Genomic DNA, 23,435 nt, shown 5'->3' with positions numbered 1-23,435 from the left:
GTCCATTGGGTGTAGTTTTTATAAAAAACTAGATCTAATGGATTTTTGCAATTTAAGTTCTTCATGAAAATTAAAATGTCAAAAAAGATACAGCTTGTTCTTATAGTATGCTTGTTACAAGTGACCGGAGTAATTGCTCAAGATGTGAAATTTATTGAGATAGATACCACCCAAGGACATGCTATAAAAAGAGGTGCAAGTGGTTTTAATGTACGAATTGCTGATAAAGTTTGGAGTTATACTCATCCAGATTTTATAGAAGTTGTAAAAGAACTAAAACCAGGTTGGTTGCGTTACTTTTCTGGAACTATGGGGGATGCTTTTAGCAGTGCTACAGGACAGTATGATTTGGATTATATTGCCATGTTCGATCATCCAAAGTCTTTTTTAAAAGGACATCGGTTTTTAGAAACAAAAGGAGCACATAGAATTATAGATTTATATCAGCTGTTAAGTGAGGTAAATGGAAAGTTGGTGGTCACCGTAAATGGATTTACCGACACTCCAAAAATGACCTTAGAGTTGGCTAGATTCTGTAAGAACAACAACATAAAAGTAGAAACGTGGCAATTTTGTAACGAACCTTACTTTTACGTTCCTAACAGAAATCGTTATTGGTGGAACGATGGCTATGACTACGCTGCAAAAATGCAAGCTCATGCCGAGGCTATTAAACAAATTTTTCCTGAAGCAAAATTAGCGCTGAATTATACTTGGGACGGGGTGTGGACTTTTATGAAAGAAATTAATCAATTTCAAAAAAAGAACGGAGCTTATTGGAACGTGTTTTCGAAACATTCATATGCACCACATACGGGAAAGAAAGAAACTGTAGAACAAGCATACCAACGAGCAAATTCAAAGTTGTTAGAGGCTACTTCTGCTTCTGCAATGAAAGACATCGAAGCTTATACATGGAAAGATGTCCCTATGGTAATTACCGAGTTTGGAGTTTGGAACAAACCTTTAAACGGAATTTATGAGAGTGTATACAATATAGAGTATGTAATGAGACAGTTGGAGCATACCAATACTCGATATGTAGGAGTACATGAAATAAGTAGTAAATACACTCCATTAAAGGATAAAAACAAGATCATTGAAAATGCTTTTGAAAATCACATAGAAATTGATACAGATACGCTACTAACGGGAATTCGTAGGAATTTAGAAGGAAAGGCTTATAAAATATATCACGAAGCAACCAATAATTCCAATTATTTGTATGAGACTTCTATTGTTAATAACGTTCAAGTACAAGGTCTGAAAAGTACAAAAGTGAATGGAATGTTTGCTCAAACATACAAAGGAATCAACGGGTATAATTATCTAGTCATTACCAATAGAAGTGGAGAGTCTAATCAGTTTCAAGTAAAAATCAATGGAGCTGTGCTTCAAAAAGAATTAAGGACAGCATATATTTCAGGAAATTCATTAGCTACTAAAGATACAGATATTCATCATACGGTATATGAAAACGGAACCATTATGGTAAAGCCTTATAGTGTTTCTGTAAGCAAATGGAGATCGGATGAATATAAATTGCAACAACCTTGTATATATAAAGCAACTGTAGAAAAAGATGGTGTTTTGTTAAAATGGGGAGTTGTACCAAATGCTACTGGCTATAAGATTCATTACGGAACAGAGGTGTCCCATATAAACAAGACCATTGAGGTAGATGCTGAAAATAGTTTTTTGATAAAAAATCTGATTCTCAATAAAAAATATTTTTTTAGAGTAGAAGCACTAAATAGCAAAATAAATAGTGTTTTTTCAGAGCGTGTTTCGTTAGGGTATAAATTGCCTATAAAGCCAAAAATATTCAAAGTTTCAAGAAGAGATCATACTGTTACACTTTTTTGGCAAAGTGTAGCTAGTGCAACAGGTTATTTAATAAATTATATCAATACTGAAGGGAAGGATATATCAATAAATACGAACAATGTTTATGGATATAGAATTGAGGGCTTGAAAGATAACACAAGCTATCAATTTTCTGTAACGGCATACAATGGATTAGGAACAGGAGTTGCTTCAGAAAAAGAAACGGTTTTGGTATCATCAAGAGTACCTTTAAGTCCAAGAAATGTATCGGCAATCAAAAAGACATCAAATAGTATTGAGGTAAAATGGTTTGCTCAAGATATAGTATTAAGCAATACTTGTTACAATGTTTATAGAGGCGAAAAATTACATGAGTTTACCAAAATAGCTAGCTGTGTACAAGACAGTGTCTATGTCGACAATTCTATAGTGGAGAATAAACAATACTATTATACCGTAAAATCGGTTACAGAAGTAGGCGAAAGTAATTTTTACCCAAACATAGCCACGGCTTTTTCTTTACAAAATAAAAACAAAATGAATATTCAATTCATACAAACTCAAATAGATGGCTATTTGGTTAGGGTGAATTTAAATGAAATGAGCCTAAAGCCTAAAGATTCTTATGGAGTAATCATTAACAATGTTTCTTATTTAAATGTAGAGGATATTAAGATTTTAGGAATCCCAGAAGAAGAAAAGCGAAACTCTTTTCAAGTGTTTATTCCAAATTCAAAAGTAAAAGAAAACTCAAATTATGCTATTAAGACCTTTTTGATAAAGGATGGCAAACAGATTGAAAGTGCTATTGTAAATCAGTATATAATAAAAAAATAAAATGAATAAGTATTTAATCATTCTCATCACGATTGTTTCTTTTATTTCTTGTAATAGTCAAGTAGAAACAAAACCTATTTATGTAGCTGATAAATGGGAAAATCCAGAATGGGAAAACCCAGAAATATTTCAAATAAATAGAGAAGAACCAACAGCTACATTTTATAGGTATGCAGATGAAAGATCGGCATTAGAGCATGTTAGTTGGAAAAACTCGCCACTATATCAATCCTTAAATGGAACGTGGAAGTTTTATTATGCAGATAGTGTACAAGCTAGACCTGCTGATTTTTATAAAACAGATTTTGATATCGAACAATGGGATACCATAACGGTGCCATCAAATTGGGAGTTAAAAGGACACGGAATCCCTGTATATACCAACAGAACCTATATGTTTCCTCCAAACCCACCTTATATTCCTCACAATATAAATAGCAACGGTAGTTATAAAAGAGATTTTGAAATATCTGATGATTGGAATGGTAAAGATATTTATCTTCATTTTGAAGGGGTTAGTGGCGCTATGTATGTGTGGTTAAACGGTAAAATGCTAGGTTATAATGAAGGAAGCAAAACACCTGCCGAATATAAAATTACAGATTTTGTAAAAGAAGGTAAGAATAGTTTAGCGGTGCAAGTATTGCGTTGGTCTGATGCAAGTTATATGGAAGATCAAGATTTTTGGAGATTGAGCGGTATTGAACGTGATGTGTATGTGTATGCTACTAATATAGTAAGCCTAAGAGATTTTAGAGTAACATCAGATTTAGAAAATGATTATAAAGATGGTGTTTTTAAGGTAGATTTAAAAGTTGATAATCATACAGATGGAATCGTTGAGAAAGAAGTGAAATTTCAGTTGTTTGATAGGAATATAGAAGTTTTTGCTGAAACAAAAAAAGTAGAATTAAAGCAAGGAAGAACAAGCATTAAGTTCAAAAAAAATATTCCAAATGTAAAAAAATGGAATGCCGAAACTCCTAATTTATATACACTTTTACTAAGTGTAAATGGTGAATCAACTGCGATAAAAGTTGGATTTAGAAACATTGCTATTAAAAACAATCAGTTTTTAGTAAACGGTCAACCTGTATTGTTAAAAGGAGCAAATCTTCACGACCATAGTGATACTGAAGGCCATGTTATTTCTGAAGAATTAACCTTGTTAGATTTAGAAGTGATGAAACAAAACAACTTAAATGCAATTCGTTGTAGTCATTATCCTAAAAATCCACATTTTTATAGATTGTGTGATAAATATGGATTTTATGTGGTTGATGAAGCTAATATAGAAACTCATGGTATGGGAACAACCAACCAAGGTTTAGACAAAAACATAAAAGCACAAAAAATTCATCCAGCCTATTTACCACAATGGAAAGGTATGCATATGGATAGAACCGTAAGAATGTTTGAGCGCGATAAAAATCACCCTTCTATTGTAATATGGTCCCTAGGTAATGAAGCTGGAAATGGAGAAAACTTTTTTGCCACTTACGCTTGGTTAAAAGAAGAAGATACCACTAGGTTAACGCAATATGAAGGTGCAACTAAATATACTAATTCGGATATTCAAGCACCTATGTACTGGAGCATACAACGTATGATACAGTATGCAGAAAACAATCCAACACGCCCGTTAATTCAATGTGAATATGCACATGCCATGGGGAATAGTACCGGTAATTTACAAGATTATTGGGATGTGATTGAAAAGTACGATATTATGCAAGGCGGTTTTATCTGGGATTGGGTAGATCAAGGCATTTTGTCCAAAAATAAAAAAGGTGAAGAATTTTGGGCTTATGGTGGCGATCTAGGAGGAGCTGACTTACAAAATGATCAAAATTTTTGTTTAAACGGTATTGTAAATCCTGATAGAACAGCACATCCTGCTTTATACGAAGTAAAAAAAGTATATCAATACATCAAGTTTAAGAATGTAGACATCAGGAAAGGAAAGATAGAAATTAAAAATAGATATGATTTTACCAACTTAAATACCTTTGATTTTATTTGGAGATTGTTGAAAAATGGTGAAGAAATAGCAAACGGTACGTTGCCAGTTTTAAATGTGGCTCCTTATACTTCTAGAAAAGTAAAAATTAATTTACCTAAGCTATATGATGCAACTGCAGAATATCATGTAAATGTGTATGCAACAACTAAAACCGCTACAGATTTAGTGCCAAATGGTCATATTGTTGCTTATGAGCAATTTGAGCTGGCAAGACCAAATGCTCAAACAGTGTTTTCTAAGAATGATGGTTCTTTAAAATTAAACACAAAAGAATCGTCTATTCAAATTACTGGTAACGGATTTAATATGTCCTTTAGCAAAACCAGTGGTGAGTTAACATCGTTAGATTATGGTTATGGTAATATATTATTAAGAGGTGTTCAAGTTAATTTCTGGAGAGCAACTACCGATAATGATTTTGGGTTTAAAATGCCAAAAAAACTAGCTGTTTGGAAAGAGGCTTCAAAAAACCAAGTATTAGAATCTTTAGAAACCATTAAAAATGCAACTAGTAATATTGTTGTAACAGCAAAGTATAATTTAAAAGACGTTAAAGGAAATTTAGTTATTGATTATACAATTGATGCTAAAGGTAAAATTTTAATTAAAACAAGTATTTCAGGCATCGATTCTGAATTACCAGTGTTACCAAGATTTGGAAATAATTTTATTGTGAAAAATGAATTTAGCAATGTAAAATGGTTTGGAAGAGGTCCTCACGAAAACTATCAAGATCGTAATACATCGGCATTGGTAGGCTTGTATAAAGCATCTGTTGAAGATTTGTACTTCCCATACATTCGTCCGCAAGAAAATGGATACAAAACAGATACACGTTGGGTATCGTTAACAAATAAAAAAGGTAATGGGATAAAAGTAATAGCTACAGATCTAATTTCATTTAGTGCACATCATCAATATAATGACGATTTTGATGCAGGTAATGTAAAGGCTCAGCGTCATACCACGGATATTATAAAACGAGATTTGGTAAACATTAATATAGATTATAAACAAATGGGTGTTGGTGGTGATAACAGTTGGGGTCGAATGGCTCATGATAAATATCAGATCAAAGCTCGAGATTTAAGTTATAGCTATAGTATTGAGGCTATAAAAGCAGAAAAATAAATAAATTGTTAAAGTGAAAATCCTTTTGTAATAATAGAACTCTATGTCTAAACATATTAATAATTGTAAAAAAATCGGAATATATGCTGCCCTTTTTTGTGTAATTAGTTTTGTACTACTAGGATGCAAAACTAATTCTGAACAAATAAATACTAGATTACGGTTAAGTTTTGATACAGATTGGAAATTCATACAGAAAGATGTAGCTGAAGCACAGCAGGTTATGTTTGATGATGCATCTTGGCGAACTTTAAATTTACCACACGATTGGAGTATAGAAGGTGAGTATGAGGAAAATAACCCCATGGGAGACGGGTGTGGTTATTTGCCAGCAGGTTTTGGATGGTATAGAAAAACCATTTCTGTTCCAGAATCATGGAAAGGAAAATACGTTGATATTGCTTTTGATGGTGTGTTTATGAATAGTACAGTATGGGCCAATGGACAAAAGCTAGGAACGAGACCGTATGGTTGGACTTCTTTTGCTTATGACATTAGTGAGATTGTGCAAAAATCAGATAAAATAACTTTTGCAGTGCGCGTTGATAATGATAAACAACCATCTGCACGTTGGTATACAGGTAGTGGTATTTATGCACATACTTGGATTGATATAAAAAATAAAACCCATATTTCTAGAAATGGAATTTTTATTAAAACTAAGGGTAAAAAGGTTTTTGTTGAAACAGATTTATCTAATGTAGATCTAAAAGTTAAAAGTGGGTTATTAATCACATCCGTTATAGATAATAATGGAAATACAGTTGCTACTAGTAAAGATGAAATAAAAATACATTCAGATTCAATTGTTAAAACAGAGTTGGTAATTAAAGAACCTAATCGTTGGGCAATAGAAAATCCGTATCTCTACAGATTAAAAACCGAATTACTACTAAATAATGAAATAGTAGATGTTGTTGAAACTAAATTTGGTGTTAGAGATATTGAATGGAAAGCCGAAACAGGTATGTGGTTAAATGGTGAAAACGTGAAGTTACAGGGTGTTTGTAATCATCAAAGTGCTGGTGCTTTAGGAGCAGCTGTGCCAAATAAAATTCTTCGTTTTAGAATTCAGCAATTAAAAGATATGGGAGTAAATGCCATTAGAACAGCTCACAATCCACAAACTCCTGTTTTTTATGATATCTGTGATGAACTGGGGATGTTCGTAATGGATGAAATTTTTGATGGTTGGAAGAAAAAAGCCAAAAATGATTATGGAGCACGTTATTTTAATGATTGGTGGAAACAAGATTTAACCGATTGGATCAAACGCGATAGAAATCATCCTTCTATAGTCATTTATAGTGTTGGTAATGAAACAGGCGGTGAGGTTGCTAAAGATTTGGTAGAAACGTGTAACACTTTAGATCCAACCCGGCCAGTAACTTCAGGTCATTCAGGTTCAGAATATATGAATGTTTTAGGGGTAAATGGCAGTAGCGAAAAGAAGGGCTATTTAGAAAATTTAGAGGCTAATCAAAAAGGAAAGGTTTTTATTGGTACTGAGAATACACATACATGGCAGGTGAGAGGTTATTACAGAACAAAAACATGGTTTAGAGATGGTTTTCCAAATAAAAACCAAAAACCTTATGTATTGCCAGATTTAACAGAAAAAGAAGTGTTTACGAATGATTGGATTGATAAATTTGATAGAAAAAATAGAAAGCAAATTTTTAATTCAAGTTATGATAATGCTACTGTACGTGTATCTTCTCGTTTAAATATTGCACAACTTCGCGATATTCCAGCATATTCTGGTTCTTTTCGTTGGACAGGTTATGATTATATAGGCGAAGCGGGATATGTACATGGTGGATGGCCATTTAAAGCATTTATGGGAGGGGCCATAGATTTAGCAAATTTCAAAAAAGATTTATTTTATCTATACCAAAGCCAATGGACAAACAAGCCAATGGTACATATCTTACCACATTGGACACATCCTAAAGTTAATCTTGGAACAGAAATTCCTGTTTGGGTATATTCTAATTGTGATGAGGTTGAATTGTTTTATAATGACACATCATTAGGGAAAATAAAACCAGGAACAAAGTGGGATAAAATGCAATGCCAGTGGCTAGTAAAATGGCAACCAGGAACTTTAAAAGCAGTTGGGTATAAGAATGATAAAATCGTTTCAGAAGAAATTATAAAAACGGCTAATGAACCTTCAAAAATTAAATTATCCATTGATGGGGAATCTTTAGAAGATACTGCAAATGATATTGTACAAGTTAGGGTAACAACTACAGACAAGGCAAGCGAGTTTTATCCTTATGGTGAAAATAGAACCTATTTTAATGTGATAGGAGCAGGAAAAATTAAAGCTTTAGACAACGGAAGTCCAGTGGATATTGAACAACATGTGGGGCCAAATAATAGAAAAGCATTTTATGGACTAACACGTGCTTATATAGAATCTACTGACAATTCCGGAGAAATTAACCTTTTAGCCAGTTGTATTTTAGGGGAGAAAAAATTAATTACTTCTAACAAGGTAAGTATCGATACAGAAATTATCAATTTAAGAGGAAATAAAATTCAACCAAAAATTGAAATTTTCTATACAATAAATGGAGACGAACCAACTACTAATTCAAAGAGTTACAAAACCAGTTTCGAAATTGACAATGAAACTACTGTAAAAGCATTACTAGTTATTGACGGTCTCCCAATTCAAGTTTTAGTAGAGCGATTTGGAAAAAACGAAGGATTTACTTGGAATGAAAACTCGAGGAATGATGCTCCAATTGGTGAACAGGCTGAGGATGCCAATATAATTAGTGGTAAGGTTCAATCAAAAGGAGCAAAATTTAACGGTACTGGTTATGTAAGTATGGATAAAAAAATTGGTGCTTCTGTAGCCTGGTATCAAGAAAATGATGGTGGAGCAGGAAATGCAGATTTATATATTCGTTATAGTTCTAAAATACAGAATGCTAGTGGAACTTTCATTAAAATTAATGTAAATGGTAAAGTTGTGGAAAATAAATTTTTCTTACCAAATACAGACAATTTGGGCGGTTCTTGGAATAAAGTAAAAGTTCCAATTCAAATAGACCGTGGAGCCAATACTATAAAAATAGAAACGCTTGAGGATAAAGGACTTTTAATTGATGAGATTGTGATTAAATAAATGAGGTTTGGTTATGAAACTCTAGCTCCATGGCCAAGAACGCTGGAAATTATAAGAGCATCTATTTCGATTATTATGGGTTAATTAGCCATCTGGATGATCGAATTGGTGATATCATTCAAATATTTAAAGTTGTATGATAATATCATTATTGTTTTCACTTCAGATAATGGTCTTGCGATAGGAAGTCATTGGGTACTTGGGAAGCAATTTTTTTTATATGACATTTGTCCAACATTTGCAGATTTGTGTCAATTACGAAAACCAAAAAACATAGATGGTGAAAATTTTTACTTTTTTATTAAAAGGGGTAAATGAATACATGTAAATTCTTATACTCAGTTTATCTGTTCTAACAGCTAGAGCTGTTAGAACAGATAAAGTGAAACCTATTACAACTCCCTGCAAACGGGAATGTATAAAGATTATATAATCGATCAACTTATTGCATTATTGGTCGATCAGGAATGGGAATATAGATACAATAAGAAAATCGCAAATTTAAAAGTATCAGCCAAATTCAGAAATCTGGCCACTGTTGAGGATATTGATTATGCAACAAGTAGATCACTTGATCGAAATGTTCTGGAACGCCTCGCATCATTTGATTTTTTAAAACGAAAAGAGAATCTAATCATCACAGGATTAAAGGAAAAGGTAAGAGTTATATTGCCCAAACATTAGCACACCGAGCTTGCATGATGCTGCACAACCTTGTATTATAGCTGATTTATTGATGATATTAGACTCTCTAGAACCGAAGGCACTTTTATCAAGCTATTAATAAAGATTGAAAAGGCAGACCTATTGATACTTGATGATTTAGGATTGAATAGTTTTAATGCAATTGTGAGAACAACTCTACTGGATATCGTAGAAATTAAATACGATAAAACCTCAATTATTAATACAGGCCCTTTAGCATCGGGTGAAATATACCCAGTAGATATAAAAGTATTACGCGAAGTTAGGTACTGAAATTAGAACTAAAGGTTGGACTGGAATTCTAAATTCTTAATGATAATTATATGTTAAATTAATCTCTAGAAATAGATATTTGCAGCAAAATGACTCAAATACACTTGAATAGAAAGTGGAAACCTACAGATAAAGCTAAAAAGCAACATTTTGACCCCTTATTTGAGAATTTTAAGATTTCAATACTTACTATATTTACAGCAATGAAATCATAAAACCTATATGAAGTTAAATTTTAATAATTAAACTATGAAATTGATTTTAATGACATTTATTCTATGCTGTTTTAATTTTGGCCCTTTGTGGGCACAAAACACAGTCTCTGGAACAGTAACCGATGAAGGGAGTATTCCTTTACCTGGAGTATCCATCGTAGTTAAAGGAACGTTTACTGGAACATCCACGGATATTGGAGGAAATTACACAATAGACGTAGCTAAGAATGAAACCCTAGTGTTTAGTTATTTAGGGTTTACTGCACAAGAAATTTTAATAGGAGAAAAAACAAACCTTGTAGTAGTCTTACAAGAAGATTTTACTAAACTTGAAGAGGTAGTCGTTATTGGATATGGTACGCAAAGAAAAAGCGACCTTACTGGTTCTATATCATCTGTCAGTAGTGATGAACTTACAGTTAGACCCGTTCAATCTGTTGGGCAAGCATTACAAGGACAAGCAACAGGTGTGCAGGTAAGAACTAATTCAGCTGCTCCTGGCGGTGGTACATCAATTGTTATTCGTGGACAAAATTCAGTAAATAGTGGTTCATCTCCTTTATATGTTGTTGATGGTATACCTTTAGATAATATAGATAATATTTCTGTTGGAGATATTGAATCTATAGAAGTGTTAAAAGATGCTTCTAGTACAGCAATTTATGGTTCTAGAGGGGCAAATGGGGTTATTCTGATGACTTCTAAAAAAGGAAAAGTTGGTAAGCCAAAAATTTCATACTCTACAAGATTTACTGTTGAAAATATTGGTACAGATCTTAATTTGATGAATGCGAATGAGTTTGCTACTTTCTTCACAGATTGGGAGATTGCAGGAGGTACGGATCCAAGTGAAGTGTTCTATAATGGTAGTTCTATAACCCAACCATCTCCATCATCTTTAGGAGAAGGAACTGATTGGTTTGATGAAATAACCAGAACTGGTTATGTGCAGAGTCATCAAATTAATATTTCGGGTGGTACTGAAAATAGCCGTACGAGTGTCTCTCTTAACTATCTTGATCATCAGGGAATTATAAAAGGTGGTGATTATAAAAGATATGGTGTGCGTTTAGCAAATCAAATGGATATAACACCTTGGTTAACTACGGGAGTTAACGTATATCTTACTCATGAAAACACAAACGATTCCGGAGAAAACACTTCTGGTGAAGGTGGGGGAGGAACCATTAATCAAGCCATTAAAATGTCGCCTGCATTACCTGTTTATAATGAAGACGGGACATATACGGCTAACAACTTACCTGGTGCTCAGGGAATAGAAAATCCTCTGGCAACGGTAAATGAGTTGACAAATGGAGCAAGAAATTGGGATGTCTTGGGAAATTTTAACGTAACTGTAAAGCCTTTCAAAAATTTCAGTTTTAAAACAAGTTTCGGAGGAGATTTTAATAACTATAAACAAGGTACTTATAATCCTACTACAACAATTACCGGAGGATTGGTAAATGGAAGAGCTTCTATTGTGAATAGAAACACTTCTCACTTCGTGACTGAAAACATTTTTTCTTATAACAATGTTTTTAATGATAAGCATAGGCTAGATGTAGTTGCGGGTACAACATATGAAGAACAGTCTTATGAATCTGTTTCTGTTTCTGCAACAAATTTTTTTACAGATGCATTTGAATATAATAATATTAATGCTGCATCTGAATTTGGAACGCCTTATTCCAGTAAAAATAAATGGCAATTGTTATCTTATTTAGGTCGTGTTAATTATTCTATGGATGGTAAGTATTTGGTTTCTGTTTCTGCCAGATATGATGGTAGCTCAAGATTTGGTGATGGAAATAAATGGGGGTTTTTCCCAGCAGCATCTGGTGCTTGGGTAGTTTCTAATGAAGATTTCATGGAAAATACTAAAGATGTAGTTAACAGATTAAAATTGAGAGTAGGTTGGGGGAAAACAGGAAATCAAAATATTGGACTACAGAAATCATTGGCAGTTTTTGGTTTAGCTAATTATCCTGTAGGAACTGCTATTGAATCAGGTGTGTCTGCAACTAGACTTGCGAATTCTGATTTAAGGTGGGAAACTACCAAAAGTATCAATATAGGCCTAGATGCTAAGTTATTTAAGAGAGTTGATTTAACTATTGATTACTATGAAAAAACAACTACAGATCTTCTTTTAAGTGTTAGTTTAATTGAAACTTCTGGTTTTAGTAGTGCATTATTAAATACTGGGGAGTTGCAAAATAAAGGATTTGAAATTTCGGCTAATACTAGTATAGTAGACAACGATAATTTTAAAGCTAGTATAAAAACAGATTTATTTTTAAACAAAAATGAAATTGTTAGCTTAGTTGGAGATGCTACTCAAACATGGAAAATAGGAGAGTCGTTAGGCGTTCAAAGAGGTTATTTTAGTGATGGAATCATTCAGAATCAAGAAGAGCTAGATGCTTATTCAGATAGTGATGGAAATCCAATTAACGGTTTATCTGTAGGAGATGAACGAGCAGTTGACATGAATGAAGATGGTGTAATAGATGGTGATGATTTAGGAATTATTTTTGATCCTAATCCAGATTTTTCATATGCAGTTAGCGCTAATTTTTCTTATAAAAGGCTATCATTAGATCTTTCCTTTTATGGTGTTCAAGGGAATGAAATATATAATGGAACTTCTTCATATTTGGAGGGCACTAAGATAATTAGAACTAATTTATCAACGAAATTAATTGATAATACTTGGACACCAAGTAATCCTACTGCGAAATACCCTAGACTTACAGGGGAAACTGAATTTAGTAAGCAGAGACTTCGGGTAGAAGATGGAAGTTATTTAAGATTACAGAATATTCGTTTAGGTTATACATTACCAAAATTTGGTGTTTTTGAGAATGCCTCGTTATATTTTAGTGCTCAAAATGTTTTCACAATTACTAAGTATTCTGGTTTTGACCCTGACGTTAATTCAACACCAGGTAATAATACATTTGGAGTTGATAGAAATTCCTATCCTAATCCACGATCATTTACTGTAGGATTTCAGGTCAATTTTTAATTTTAAATTTTTTTATGATGAAACATATATTTATATTATTAGCAACAGTATTATTACTCTTTTCTTGTGAGGATGTATTAGAAGAAGAAGTGTATGACGCTGTTACTCCGGAAAACTTTTTTCAAACTGAAAACGATGCAATTGTTGGCGTTATAGGAGTTTATGATGGATTGCAAAATAATAATTATTGGTATCAACAATTTATGTTGAGTGAAGCCTTACCTGGTTCATTAGGTCATTTTTGGGATCAAAATTTCAATACGTTGACATATACTGATAATACAGGGGGTTTATGGGCACTTTGGACGCAAGGCTATAAAATTATTGGAACAGCTAATTCGATGATTTCAGTATTAGAGAATTCTTCATTAGAAGATGACTTAAAGAATCAGTTATTAGGTGAGGTGAAGTATATTAGAGCAATGGTATACTTTAATACAGTAAGAATGTTTGGTCACATACCATTAGTAACTGTTGTTCCAAGTTCAATTCAAGATGCTGTTACGCCTTTAGAGGGAGCAGATGAATCTGTTTTTGAATCTCAATTTTTAAAACAAGTAGATAGAAGCGAAGTGTATGATTTTATAGTTGAAGATCTGCAATTTGCAGAAGCCAATTTACCTGAGGCTTCATTTGCAAATGGTGTTGAAAACGGAAGAGCCAAAAAAGGGGCTGCTACTGCACTTCTAGCAAAAGTTTACTTAACCCAAGCAGGTTTGCAATATAATTATACATCAGGAACCTTAGATCCTGGTGATGATTCTAAATGGGCTTTAGCTGCAGAAAAATGTGCAGAATTAATTACTAACGGTCCATATGCTTTAGAACCAAATTTTGCCGATATTTTTAAAAATGAAAATGAAAATAACGAAGAAATTATTTTTTCAATTCAATATTTAGAGTCTAGTATAGCAGGTGTTACTGGAGAAGGAACGCAAGCTGCTGCCAGATTGGGTATAAGAGGAGCTGATATTACACCTTATGCATGGAAACAAGCTTTTTCTAATAAAAGTTTCTTTGATCAGTGGGTTGATACTAATGGAGAATCTGATAACAGGTTTAGTACTACATATTTAACTAGTTATGTTGATAATAGTGGGGATACAATAAACTATGGTTCGGGTAATTTCTTACGTCCTCAGGTTTGGAAATTTGCTAGTGATTATGACAATCCATCAATTAGTGCTCTTGGTTCTGGTGATTATGGCGATAATACTGTATATATGCGCTATGCAGATGTGTTACTTATGCATTCTGAAGCATTAAATGAAGCAAATGGTGCTCCTGATAACAATACTATTTTTGGAATTAATGAAGTGAAGCAAAGAGCCGGACAGCCTTTAATTGAGCTGCCAATTTCTAAAGAAGAGTTAAGAGAAGCTATTTGGAAGGAAAGAAAATGGGAATTAGTATATGAAGGACATTACTTTTATGATTGTCAGAGAACAGGTAGGCTAAAAGATGAAATTGAGCTTAACTGGGATGTTAGTGGTGGAACTGTTAGAAAAATTACTCTAGATGCCATTACTGATAAATTTTATATTTTACCTATACATTTTAATGCACTTTCATCTAACACAAGTCTAATTCAAAATTATGGCTGGTAGTTCATTTTTTTTAAAAGTAAAATCAAGAAACGATATTTTTAATCATGTTTAAATACAATATAATACTCGTGATTTGAATATATTTTATTTTTAACTGCCTTTGGTCTAAAACTGAAGGCAGTTTTAATTCGCAGTCATTTGTAATGCTTAGAATTAATTTTGAAGGAATATTTTAGAATAAATATTTTAATAAAATAGCTGAAAATTCATACAGAAATCACGTCAACAAATCTATTGTGTCTTGAAGGAGTTAAATTATTCTTTATGATTTCTTGACTTACACTTTAAAATATTATTTGTGATTCTAAATTTTAAATAATCAATTAAAACCTAAAAATGAAGAGTTTTTATATGTCGGTTTTTTTTCTTTTATGTACGTTATTCTTAACGTCGTGTAAAGAAAAAGTTGAAAATGTAAAACCAAATATTTTGTTTATTCTGGCGGATGATTTTGGATATTACGATACAGGTATAATGGGTAGTAAATATTACGAAACGCCCAATATTGATAAGATTGCCAGTGAAGGCATGAATTTTACGAATGGTTATGCCAATTGTTCGGTTTGTAGTCCTTCGAGAGCTAGTATTATGACAGGAAAGTATACTGCTCGACATGGAATAACTGATTGGATTGGTGCAGCAGTTGGAACAAAATGGAGAAAAAAGAATAGACATAGCAAATTACTTCCTCCAGACTATAAACACCAATTAGACTCGTCTTATGTTACTATGCCAGAGGCTTTAAAGGAAGAGGGATATAAAACATTTTTCACTGGCAAATGGCATTTAGGAGGTTTAGGTTCTTCTCCAGGAGATCATGGATTTGATATAAATAAGGGAGGATGGGAAAGTGGTAGCCCTAAAGGAGGTTATTTTTCTCCATGGGTAAATCCATCTTTACCAAATGTAAAAAAAGGTGAAAACTTGTCTATGCGCCTAGCGAATGAGACAATAAATTTTATGAAAGAAAATAAGGATACCACCTTTTTCGCTTTTCTTTCATTTTATGCTGTACATGGTCCTATTCAAACTACTCAGGAAAAATGGGGTAAATATCAAAAGAAGGCTAAAGATCTGGGTATTGCAGAACAAGGCTTTAAAATGGGGCATTTTCTTCCAATCAGACAGGTGCAAGATAACCCAATTTATGGCGGACTAGTTGAAACAATGGATGATGCCATTGGGAAAGTAATGAATACGTTAAAAGAAATGGGACTTGATGAAAATACAATTGTAATATTTACATCAGACAATGGTGGTGTGGCTTCTGGAGATTCATTTTCTACATCTAACCTTCCATTGCGTGGAGGAAAAGGGTATCAATTTGAAGGTGGAATTCGGGAACCTTATTTTATAAAAGTTCCAGGTTTAACAAATGGTCAAAAAAACAACACTCCTGTAACTGGGACCGACTTTTTTCCAACTTTATTGGAATTGGTAGGGGCTGATCTTTTGCCAGAAGAACATTCTGATGGAGTGAGTTTGGTGCCGCTTCTTAAGGGGGGAACTATTGCTGAACGTCCACTAATTTGGCATTATCCGCACTATGGAAATCAGGGAGGAGAACCTTCTAGTATTATAAGAGAAGGAAATTATAAATTAATCCATTATTATGAAGATGGACATAATGAGTTGTACAATCTTAAAAATGATATAGAAGAATCTATAAATATTGCTGAGAATAACCCTGGATTAGTAAAAAAGATGAATAAAAAACTTTTTGATTACTTACATGAAGTTGGTGCAAAATTTCCAGAAAAAGATGATGAGTATAATGCAGAGTTGGAGAAACAATATTTGGAATCGGTTGTGAAAAATCAATGGCCTAAATTAGAAAAACAACGAATGAAAATGCTTTCAAAAGACTTTGACCCAGATAATAGTTGGTGGGGTAGTTCAATGACAATTGATTAAAGATGAAACACGTCAATATACGATTGAAATACCAAAGTCATTCAATTCTTTACTTTTCACAAGCTTGTTAAATACCTCGTGGGCTTGCTCCGAGGGTGTTTATTATTTTTTAGTGTATTGTCGCCTAAATTATTGATAGTAAATAAAAATTAAAAATAGATGAAATTAATTAACATACTTTTAGTTTCTGGTATTGCCATAACTTCTATGGTTTTAATTACCAGTTGCAGTAGTTCTGAGAAAAAAGTAGTGGAAAACACGAAGCCTATGAACGTCATTTACATTCTTGCAGATGATTTGGGATACGGAGATGTAGGCTACAATGGTCAGGAAATCATCAAAACACCTAATATTGATGAGATGGCCAAAGAAGGAATGAAATTCACCCAACATTATGCAGGCTGTACCGTTTGTGCTCCTTCTCGTTGTTCTTTAATGACGGGGCTTCACACAGGACATGCTCAAATCCGTGGTAATAAAGAAATTGAGCCCGAAGGACAAGCTCCAATGAAAGCCAATACTTTTACTTTGGCTGATATGTTTAAATCTAAAGGTTTTACTACTGGCATTTTTGGCAAATGGGGACTTGGTTTACCTGGATCTGTCTCTACTCCGAATAAATTGGGTTTTGATGAATCTTATGGATATAACTGCCAGCGCCAGGCTCATGATTATTATCCAGATCATTTATGGCATAACGGAAAAAGAGTAGAATTTCCTGAAAATGAAAATTATGGTCGTAAAACATATTCTCACGATCTGATTCATAAGCAGGCTCTTAAATTTATTAAAGACAACAAAGGCAAACCATTTTTTGCCATGCTTACTTATACATTGCCTCATGCAGAGATAAATTTACCTCACGATTCTGTTTACTCTAAATATCAGGCTATATTTAAAGAGAACAGTACGAATCGGGAACCAACAGAGAAAGATACTTATTATCCATCTGATCGTCCACATACTTCTTTTGCGGCGATGGTTTCTCGTCTAGACAAAAGTGTAGGAGAAGTTCTGACAGAATTAAGAGAACTTGGTCTTGATAAAAATACGCTAGTTATTTTTTCAAGTGATAACGGCCCTCACAATGAAGGTGGTGCCGATCCGAAGTTTTTTAATAGTAATGCTCAATTTCGTGGTATCAAACGCGATCTTTATGAAGGCGGTATTCGTGAGCCTATGATTGCGTGGGCTCCTAATATGATTAAAGCCAATTCCACAACTAATCTTATAAGTGCATTCTGGGATGTTATGCCTACACTTGGAGATTTGATAGGTAGCAGTTATCCTGAAACTACTGATGGTATTTCGTTTCTTCCAACCTTGCAAAATTCTAATAAAAAAGAAGGTGATTCTGATGTGGAAATTCAGAGAATACATGACTATCTTTATTGGGAATTTCATAGCCATACAACCAACAAACAAGCTGTCCGTAAAGGAGACTGGAAATTAATCAGGCTTGGTATTGGCAGTAAAAAAGGTCCGAGGGAAGAACTTTACAACATTAAGGATGACGAGAGTGAAACAAAGGATTTGTTTAAATCTAATCCTGAGAAAGTAAAAGAGCTGGAGGATATAATGAAAAGCGCACATACCGATTCTTCTGTCTTCCCGTTATAATTCAAAATTATCACTCCAAAATAAATTATCAGATTAAAAATAACCTACAGAAGCTACTTATTTAAGTGATTGTGTAGGTTATTTTATGATTTTCATTTTATATCAGCATTGTTTCTGGATTATAAATTTTATTGCTATCGGCAGAGATTTTTAATTATTCAAAAACCAAACAAGTACTGGTAGAACCTGATTATTACGTTTGGGGATTATCTGTAGTTGTATGGAATAGGGAAATACCACGAATACTGTTCCCTAGTTTATTAAACGCATCAGAAGCTAAGTTAATACATCTAAACAAGATTACTATTTACCGTTTAAAAGTCTCCAATATTCAAGAATAAAATCTATTTCGTTCTAAAAATATAAAGTGTGATTGGGTTCCTTTAATTTATAAAAAAGCAATTTTTTTATAAAACAAGCTATATCATACCAGGAAGAATAATAAATGAAAAATGTAAATTTTACTGTAATATCTTATAAAAAAATGATTCCCAATTTCATCTATCTTAGATAAAATAGGGAATTATGCTATTCTGAAAGTTTTATGCAACATTATGAACCCTCTATTGAGAAGTTTTCACCTTAAAAAAACACTAGTTTTAACTCTATAAAATTAAAAGACTTATATTATTTAATATTTCAAAAAAAATGAAAATTAAACTACACATATTGCTTTTAACAGCATTTTTAATATTTGTAAACTTTAGTTGTAAAAATCATCAAACTACAACTTCAACATCTACTGATGAAAAACAAAAACCAAATATCGTAGTCATCGAGCTTGATGATTTAGGGTATGGAGATTTAAGTTGTTATGGTGCTACCGAAATAGAAACTCCTAATATTGACGCTTTGGCAAAAGGAGGTCTAAAATTCACTAATGGTTATGCATCCTCGGCTACTTGTACTCCCAGTCGTTATGCTTTGCTAACTGGTATATATCCGTGGCGTAATAAAAATGCTAAAATTTTACCAGGAGATGCTCCTTTATTAATAGATACCCACCAACAAACATTACCTAAATTACTTTCAAAAGCAGGTTACCAAACTGCAATTGTTGGTAAATGGCACCTAGGTTTAGGTTCAGGTTCTGTTGACTGGAATGAGACTATAAAACCGGGACCCAATGAAGTAGGTTTTGATGAATCTTATATTTTTGCAGCAACTCAAGATCGTGTGCCTACAGTATATATTGAAAATGGAAATGTTGTTGATTTAGATAAAAAAGATCCGCTAGAGGTTAATTATAAAAAGAATTTTCAAGGAGAACCTACAGCACTATCTAATCCTGAACTAACAAGCATGAAATGGCATCATGGTCACAATAATAGTATTGTAAACGGCATTCCAAGAATTGGCTATATGAAAGGTGGAGATGCTGCAAAGTGGAGTGATATAGATATTGCTGATACTTTTTTAGAAAAAGCGCAAACGTATGTTAAAGAGCATAAAGATGAACCATTCTTTTTATATTACGCTATGAACCAGCCACATGTTCCAAGAACACCACACCCTAGATTTGTAGGTAAATCAGGTATGGGACCCAGAGGTGATGTTATTTTAGAAGCAGATTGGTGTGTAGGTGAGTTTCTAAAAACCTTAAAAAAAGAAGATCTTTTAGAAAATACACTTATTATCTTTTCTAGTGATAATGGTCCAGTTTTAAACGATGGATATTTTGATGATGCTGTAGAGAAATTAGGTAATCATGATCCTAAAGGAGGTTTGCGTGGTGGTAAATACAGCCTTTTTGAAGCTGGTACACATGTACCCTTTATTACATATTGGAAAGGTCATATAAAACCGAATGTGTCTAACGCCATTGTATGTCAGATTGATTTGTTGGCCTCTTTAGGTAATCTTGTAGGTATAGATGATGTAACAACAGATAGTGAAAATATACTAGGTTCACTTATGGGTGAATCCAACAAAGGGCGTGATCATTTAATTCTAGAAGCAAAATCTAAGACTGCTTTACGAAGTGGCGATTGGATCATGATTCCTCCTTATAAGGGGAGCTCTATGAATAAAAAAGTAGGTATAGAAACAGGAAACTCACTAGAATATAAATTGTTTAATCTTGATAAAGATATTGGACAACAACACAATTTAGCAGATGAAAATCCTAAAAAACTAAAAGAAATGATTGAGATTTTTGCGAGTTTAAAGCAATAAAATCTCTTGGATTTAAACTCGGTGTAGGAGGAAGTTTAGGTGAGAATGATATTAACATGAAACTACCTGTGGTAAAAATCAAATATTGATATTTCTGTGATAGAACTAATCTTGAATACCGAAGATTAACTGTGCTTCGATAGAAAACAGAGACTTATTTATGATAATTAAAGTATAGAGGTTCATATTTATATGAAAAATAAATTAAGTGAAAATGAAAAAAACGATTAATTGCTTTTTAATTTTATTTATAATTATTCTATCTGCTTGCAGTGCAAAATCAAAGCAAAAGGATAAATTAAATAAACCAAATATCATCTATGTCCTAGCTGATGATTTGGGATATGGCGATGTACAATGCTTCAACGCTGAAGGAAAAATACCTACACCAAATATGGATGGTATGGCTGCTAATGGCGTCATGTTTACTGATGCACATACCTCATCTGCCGTTTGTACACCAACACGATATGGTATTTTAACAGGTCGCTATAACTGGCGCTCTAGATTAAAAGAATCGGTATTGGGAGGATACTCAAAATCACTGATAAAACCAGATCGTGTTACCGTTGCTCAGATGCTAAAAACACAAGGATATGCAACGGCTTATATTGGCAAATGGCATTTAGGCTGGGATTGGGCTATTGAAAATGAAGATTCAAATCTAAACCTAGACACACCAAAAGCAAGACCAAAAGTAGATTTTAGCGCCCCTATTAAAAATGGGCCCTCTACACACGGATTTGACTATTCATTTGGATTTTGCGGATCACTAGATATGCCGCCGTATGTATTTGTTGAAAACGACATGCCGACTATGGTACCAACAAAAACTACGTTTTCTAATGATAAAAAAGGTGTTTGGAGAAAAGGACTCACTGCTGATGATTTTGTACATGCAAATATACTACAAGACCTAACCAACAGGGCTATTGATTACATCGAGAAAAAAGCAAACGGAGAATCGCCTTTCTTTTTATACTTTCCTCTACCTGCTCCACACACACCTATTTTACCTACTGCTGAATTTTTAGGCAAAAGCAAAACTAATGAATATGGGGACTTTGTAATGCAGGTAGATGATGTACTGCGACAGATCAGAGAAACACTTAAAAATCAGGGTATTTCAGAAAATACAATTTTGGTATTCACTAGTGACAATGGTTGTTCTCCCAAAGCTGATTTTAAAGAACTAGCCGAGGTAGGTCACGACCCAAGTTATGTTTTTAGAGGAATGAAATCTGATATCTTCGAAGGCGGTCATCATGTGCCTTTTATTGTTGAATGGCCCAATAAAGCGCTAAAAAATGCAAGCTCTGATAAAACAATTTGTACCACCGACTTTTTTGCTACTTGTGCCGAATTAACCAACTATCAAACTACAGATATTGAAGCCGAAGATAGCTACAGTATGTTGTCTTTAATAACAGGTGAAAACGGAAAAGATATACGCGAATACATTATTTATCACTCTATAGATGGTGCATTTTCTATAAAGAAAGGTGACTGGAAATTATGTACCACCGCTGGATCAGGCGGATGGAGTTACCCAAGAAAGCGTGATGTAAAAAAGGAAAACTTAAATTTACCATCAATGCAGTTATATAACATAAAAGAAGATGTAGCTGAAACGAACAATTTAATAAATACAAATCCTGAAAAGGCAGCTGAATTAAAAGCAGCTTTGAAAAAAATCATTCTCGATGGACGTAGCACGCCTGGGGCAATTCAGACAAATGAAGGGATGGAAGGCTGGAAGCAAATTGAAGATATTGTTAATTAACTGCTAATCCGTAAACCGATTGTTCTAATTATAATATGTAAGGCAACTTCTTCTCTAAATCAATAAAGGAAGGGGTTGCCATATACAATCAATTGTATTTATTTAAATACGAATATGAAACACCATTTATTACGAACATTGAAAGGTGTAGGAGTTGTTATAATTACGCTCTTTTTGTGTTATGCTTGTTCGGTAAATAAAAAGCTCAAAGTTATCGAAACAACTAATAGTATTAAAGCTGATTCTATTAGTTTCCATTATTCCAAAATAAGTGGTGTCGGATTCGATTCTGGATGTAATCGGCGCGACAATAGCGACATCATAAAGGTGGATGATAAATATTACGTGTATTATTCAAAAATGGACAGCTTAACAACATCTGGTTATTGGGCAAGCATTTGGTATGCAACTTCTGAAGATGAGGGATATACGTGGCAAGAACAAGGCATCGCTTTAGGTCTTGGCGAAAAAGGAACATTCGATAGCCATTCGGTATTTACGCCAAATATACTTGAATACGAAGGTAAATATTATTTGTATTACACTGGGGTAAAACCTACTCCAGGAAACAAGGATAATATTTTTGAAAGTAATTCGACAAACGATTATACAGCCATTGGACTTGCTGTTGCAGATAGTCCAAATGGACCATTTCTTCGGTCTAAAAACAATCCTGTTTTGGAAATAAGCCAGGTAGCAGAAGATTTTGATAGCTACCGAATTGATGATGCAGCTTTATTGGTTCGCGACAATAAAGTGTGGTTGTATTATAAAGGACGATCTATTCTTTATGGAAAAGAAGGGCCAAAACATACAAAAATGGGACTTGCAATTGCTGATAAACCTGAAGGACCATTCATAAAACAGACTAAACCCTTGATCGATAAAGGACATGAGGTAATGATTTGGAATCAAAATGGAGGAATTGCATCACTAGCATCTCTGAGCCAATCTATTCATTTTGCAGATGATGGCATTCATTTTTCGCCTATATATATAGGCTTAGTAAACATTCCCAAAGCTCTTGGTTTGTACCGTCCGAGTTTAAACGATGGTAATAGAAATGCTCAAGTACCAGGCTGGGGTATTGCTATGACTCATAAAAATAAACGGGTTTATTTAATGAGATATATAATGAGCAAGAAATAATAT

Annotated in this window: 10 protein-coding genes and 1 pseudogene; all 11 read left to right on the top strand. The window is 33.4% G+C overall.

What is annotated here, in order from left to right:
- The first annotated feature begins 63 nt into the window (after positions 1-63).
- Complete coding sequence (locus ALGA_RS02180; protein ID WP_096427742.1) at positions 64-2,664, top strand: fibronectin type III domain-containing protein; 2,601 nt, start codon at positions 64-66, stop codon at positions 2,662-2,664.
- A 1-nt stretch (position 2,665) separates the two neighbouring features.
- Positions 2,666-5,818: a glycoside hydrolase family 2 TIM barrel-domain containing protein gene (locus ALGA_RS02175; protein ID WP_096427741.1), complete on the top strand. Its 3,153-nt coding sequence runs from the start codon at positions 2,666-2,668 to the stop codon at positions 5,816-5,818.
- Between the two features lie 43 nt (positions 5,819-5,861).
- Positions 5,862-8,960, top strand: a complete 3,099-nt coding sequence (locus tag ALGA_RS02170; RefSeq protein WP_096427740.1) for a glycoside hydrolase family 2 TIM barrel-domain containing protein — start codon at positions 5,862-5,864, stop codon at positions 8,958-8,960.
- Between the two features lie 414 nt (positions 8,961-9,374).
- Positions 9,375-9,938, top strand: a pseudogene (locus tag ALGA_RS23320) (ATP-binding protein).
- 249 nt (positions 9,939-10,187) lie between these two features.
- Positions 10,188-13,184, top strand: coding sequence for a SusC/RagA family TonB-linked outer membrane protein (locus ALGA_RS02150; protein ID WP_096427736.1), 2,997 nt, complete (start codon positions 10,188-10,190; stop codon positions 13,182-13,184).
- Positions 13,185-13,201: 17 nt separating this feature from the next.
- Complete coding sequence (locus ALGA_RS02145; RefSeq protein WP_162845366.1) at positions 13,202-14,791, top strand: RagB/SusD family nutrient uptake outer membrane protein; 1,590 nt, start codon at positions 13,202-13,204, stop codon at positions 14,789-14,791.
- A gap of 336 nt (positions 14,792-15,127) precedes the next feature.
- Positions 15,128-16,705, top strand: coding sequence for a sulfatase (locus ALGA_RS02140; protein ID WP_096427734.1), 1,578 nt, complete (start codon positions 15,128-15,130; stop codon positions 16,703-16,705).
- 159 nt (positions 16,706-16,864) lie between these two features.
- On the top strand, positions 16,865-18,325 hold the full coding sequence (locus ALGA_RS02135) for an arylsulfatase (protein ID WP_096427733.1): 1,461 nt from the start codon (positions 16,865-16,867) through the stop codon (positions 18,323-18,325).
- A gap of 648 nt (positions 18,326-18,973) precedes the next feature.
- A complete protein-coding gene (locus ALGA_RS02130) occupies positions 18,974-20,500 on the top strand; it encodes a sulfatase family protein (RefSeq protein ID WP_096427732.1) in 1,527 nt (508 codons plus the stop codon).
- 214 nt (positions 20,501-20,714) lie between these two features.
- Complete coding sequence (locus tag ALGA_RS02125; RefSeq protein ID WP_096427731.1) at positions 20,715-22,283, top strand: sulfatase family protein; 1,569 nt, start codon at positions 20,715-20,717, stop codon at positions 22,281-22,283.
- Positions 22,284-22,397: 114 nt separating this feature from the next.
- Complete coding sequence (locus tag ALGA_RS02120; RefSeq protein ID WP_096427730.1) at positions 22,398-23,432, top strand: family 43 glycosylhydrolase; 1,035 nt, start codon at positions 22,398-22,400, stop codon at positions 23,430-23,432.
- The last annotated feature ends 3 nt before the right edge of the window (positions 23,433-23,435 follow it).

It is taken from the genome of Labilibaculum antarcticum (assembly GCF_002356295.1).
In the GTDB taxonomy this organism is placed as follows: Bacteria; Bacteroidota; Bacteroidia; order Bacteroidales; family Marinifilaceae; genus Labilibaculum; species Labilibaculum antarcticum.
Note: the sequence above shows the minus strand (reverse complement) of the source record. Positions and strands in the feature narration are given on the sequence as shown.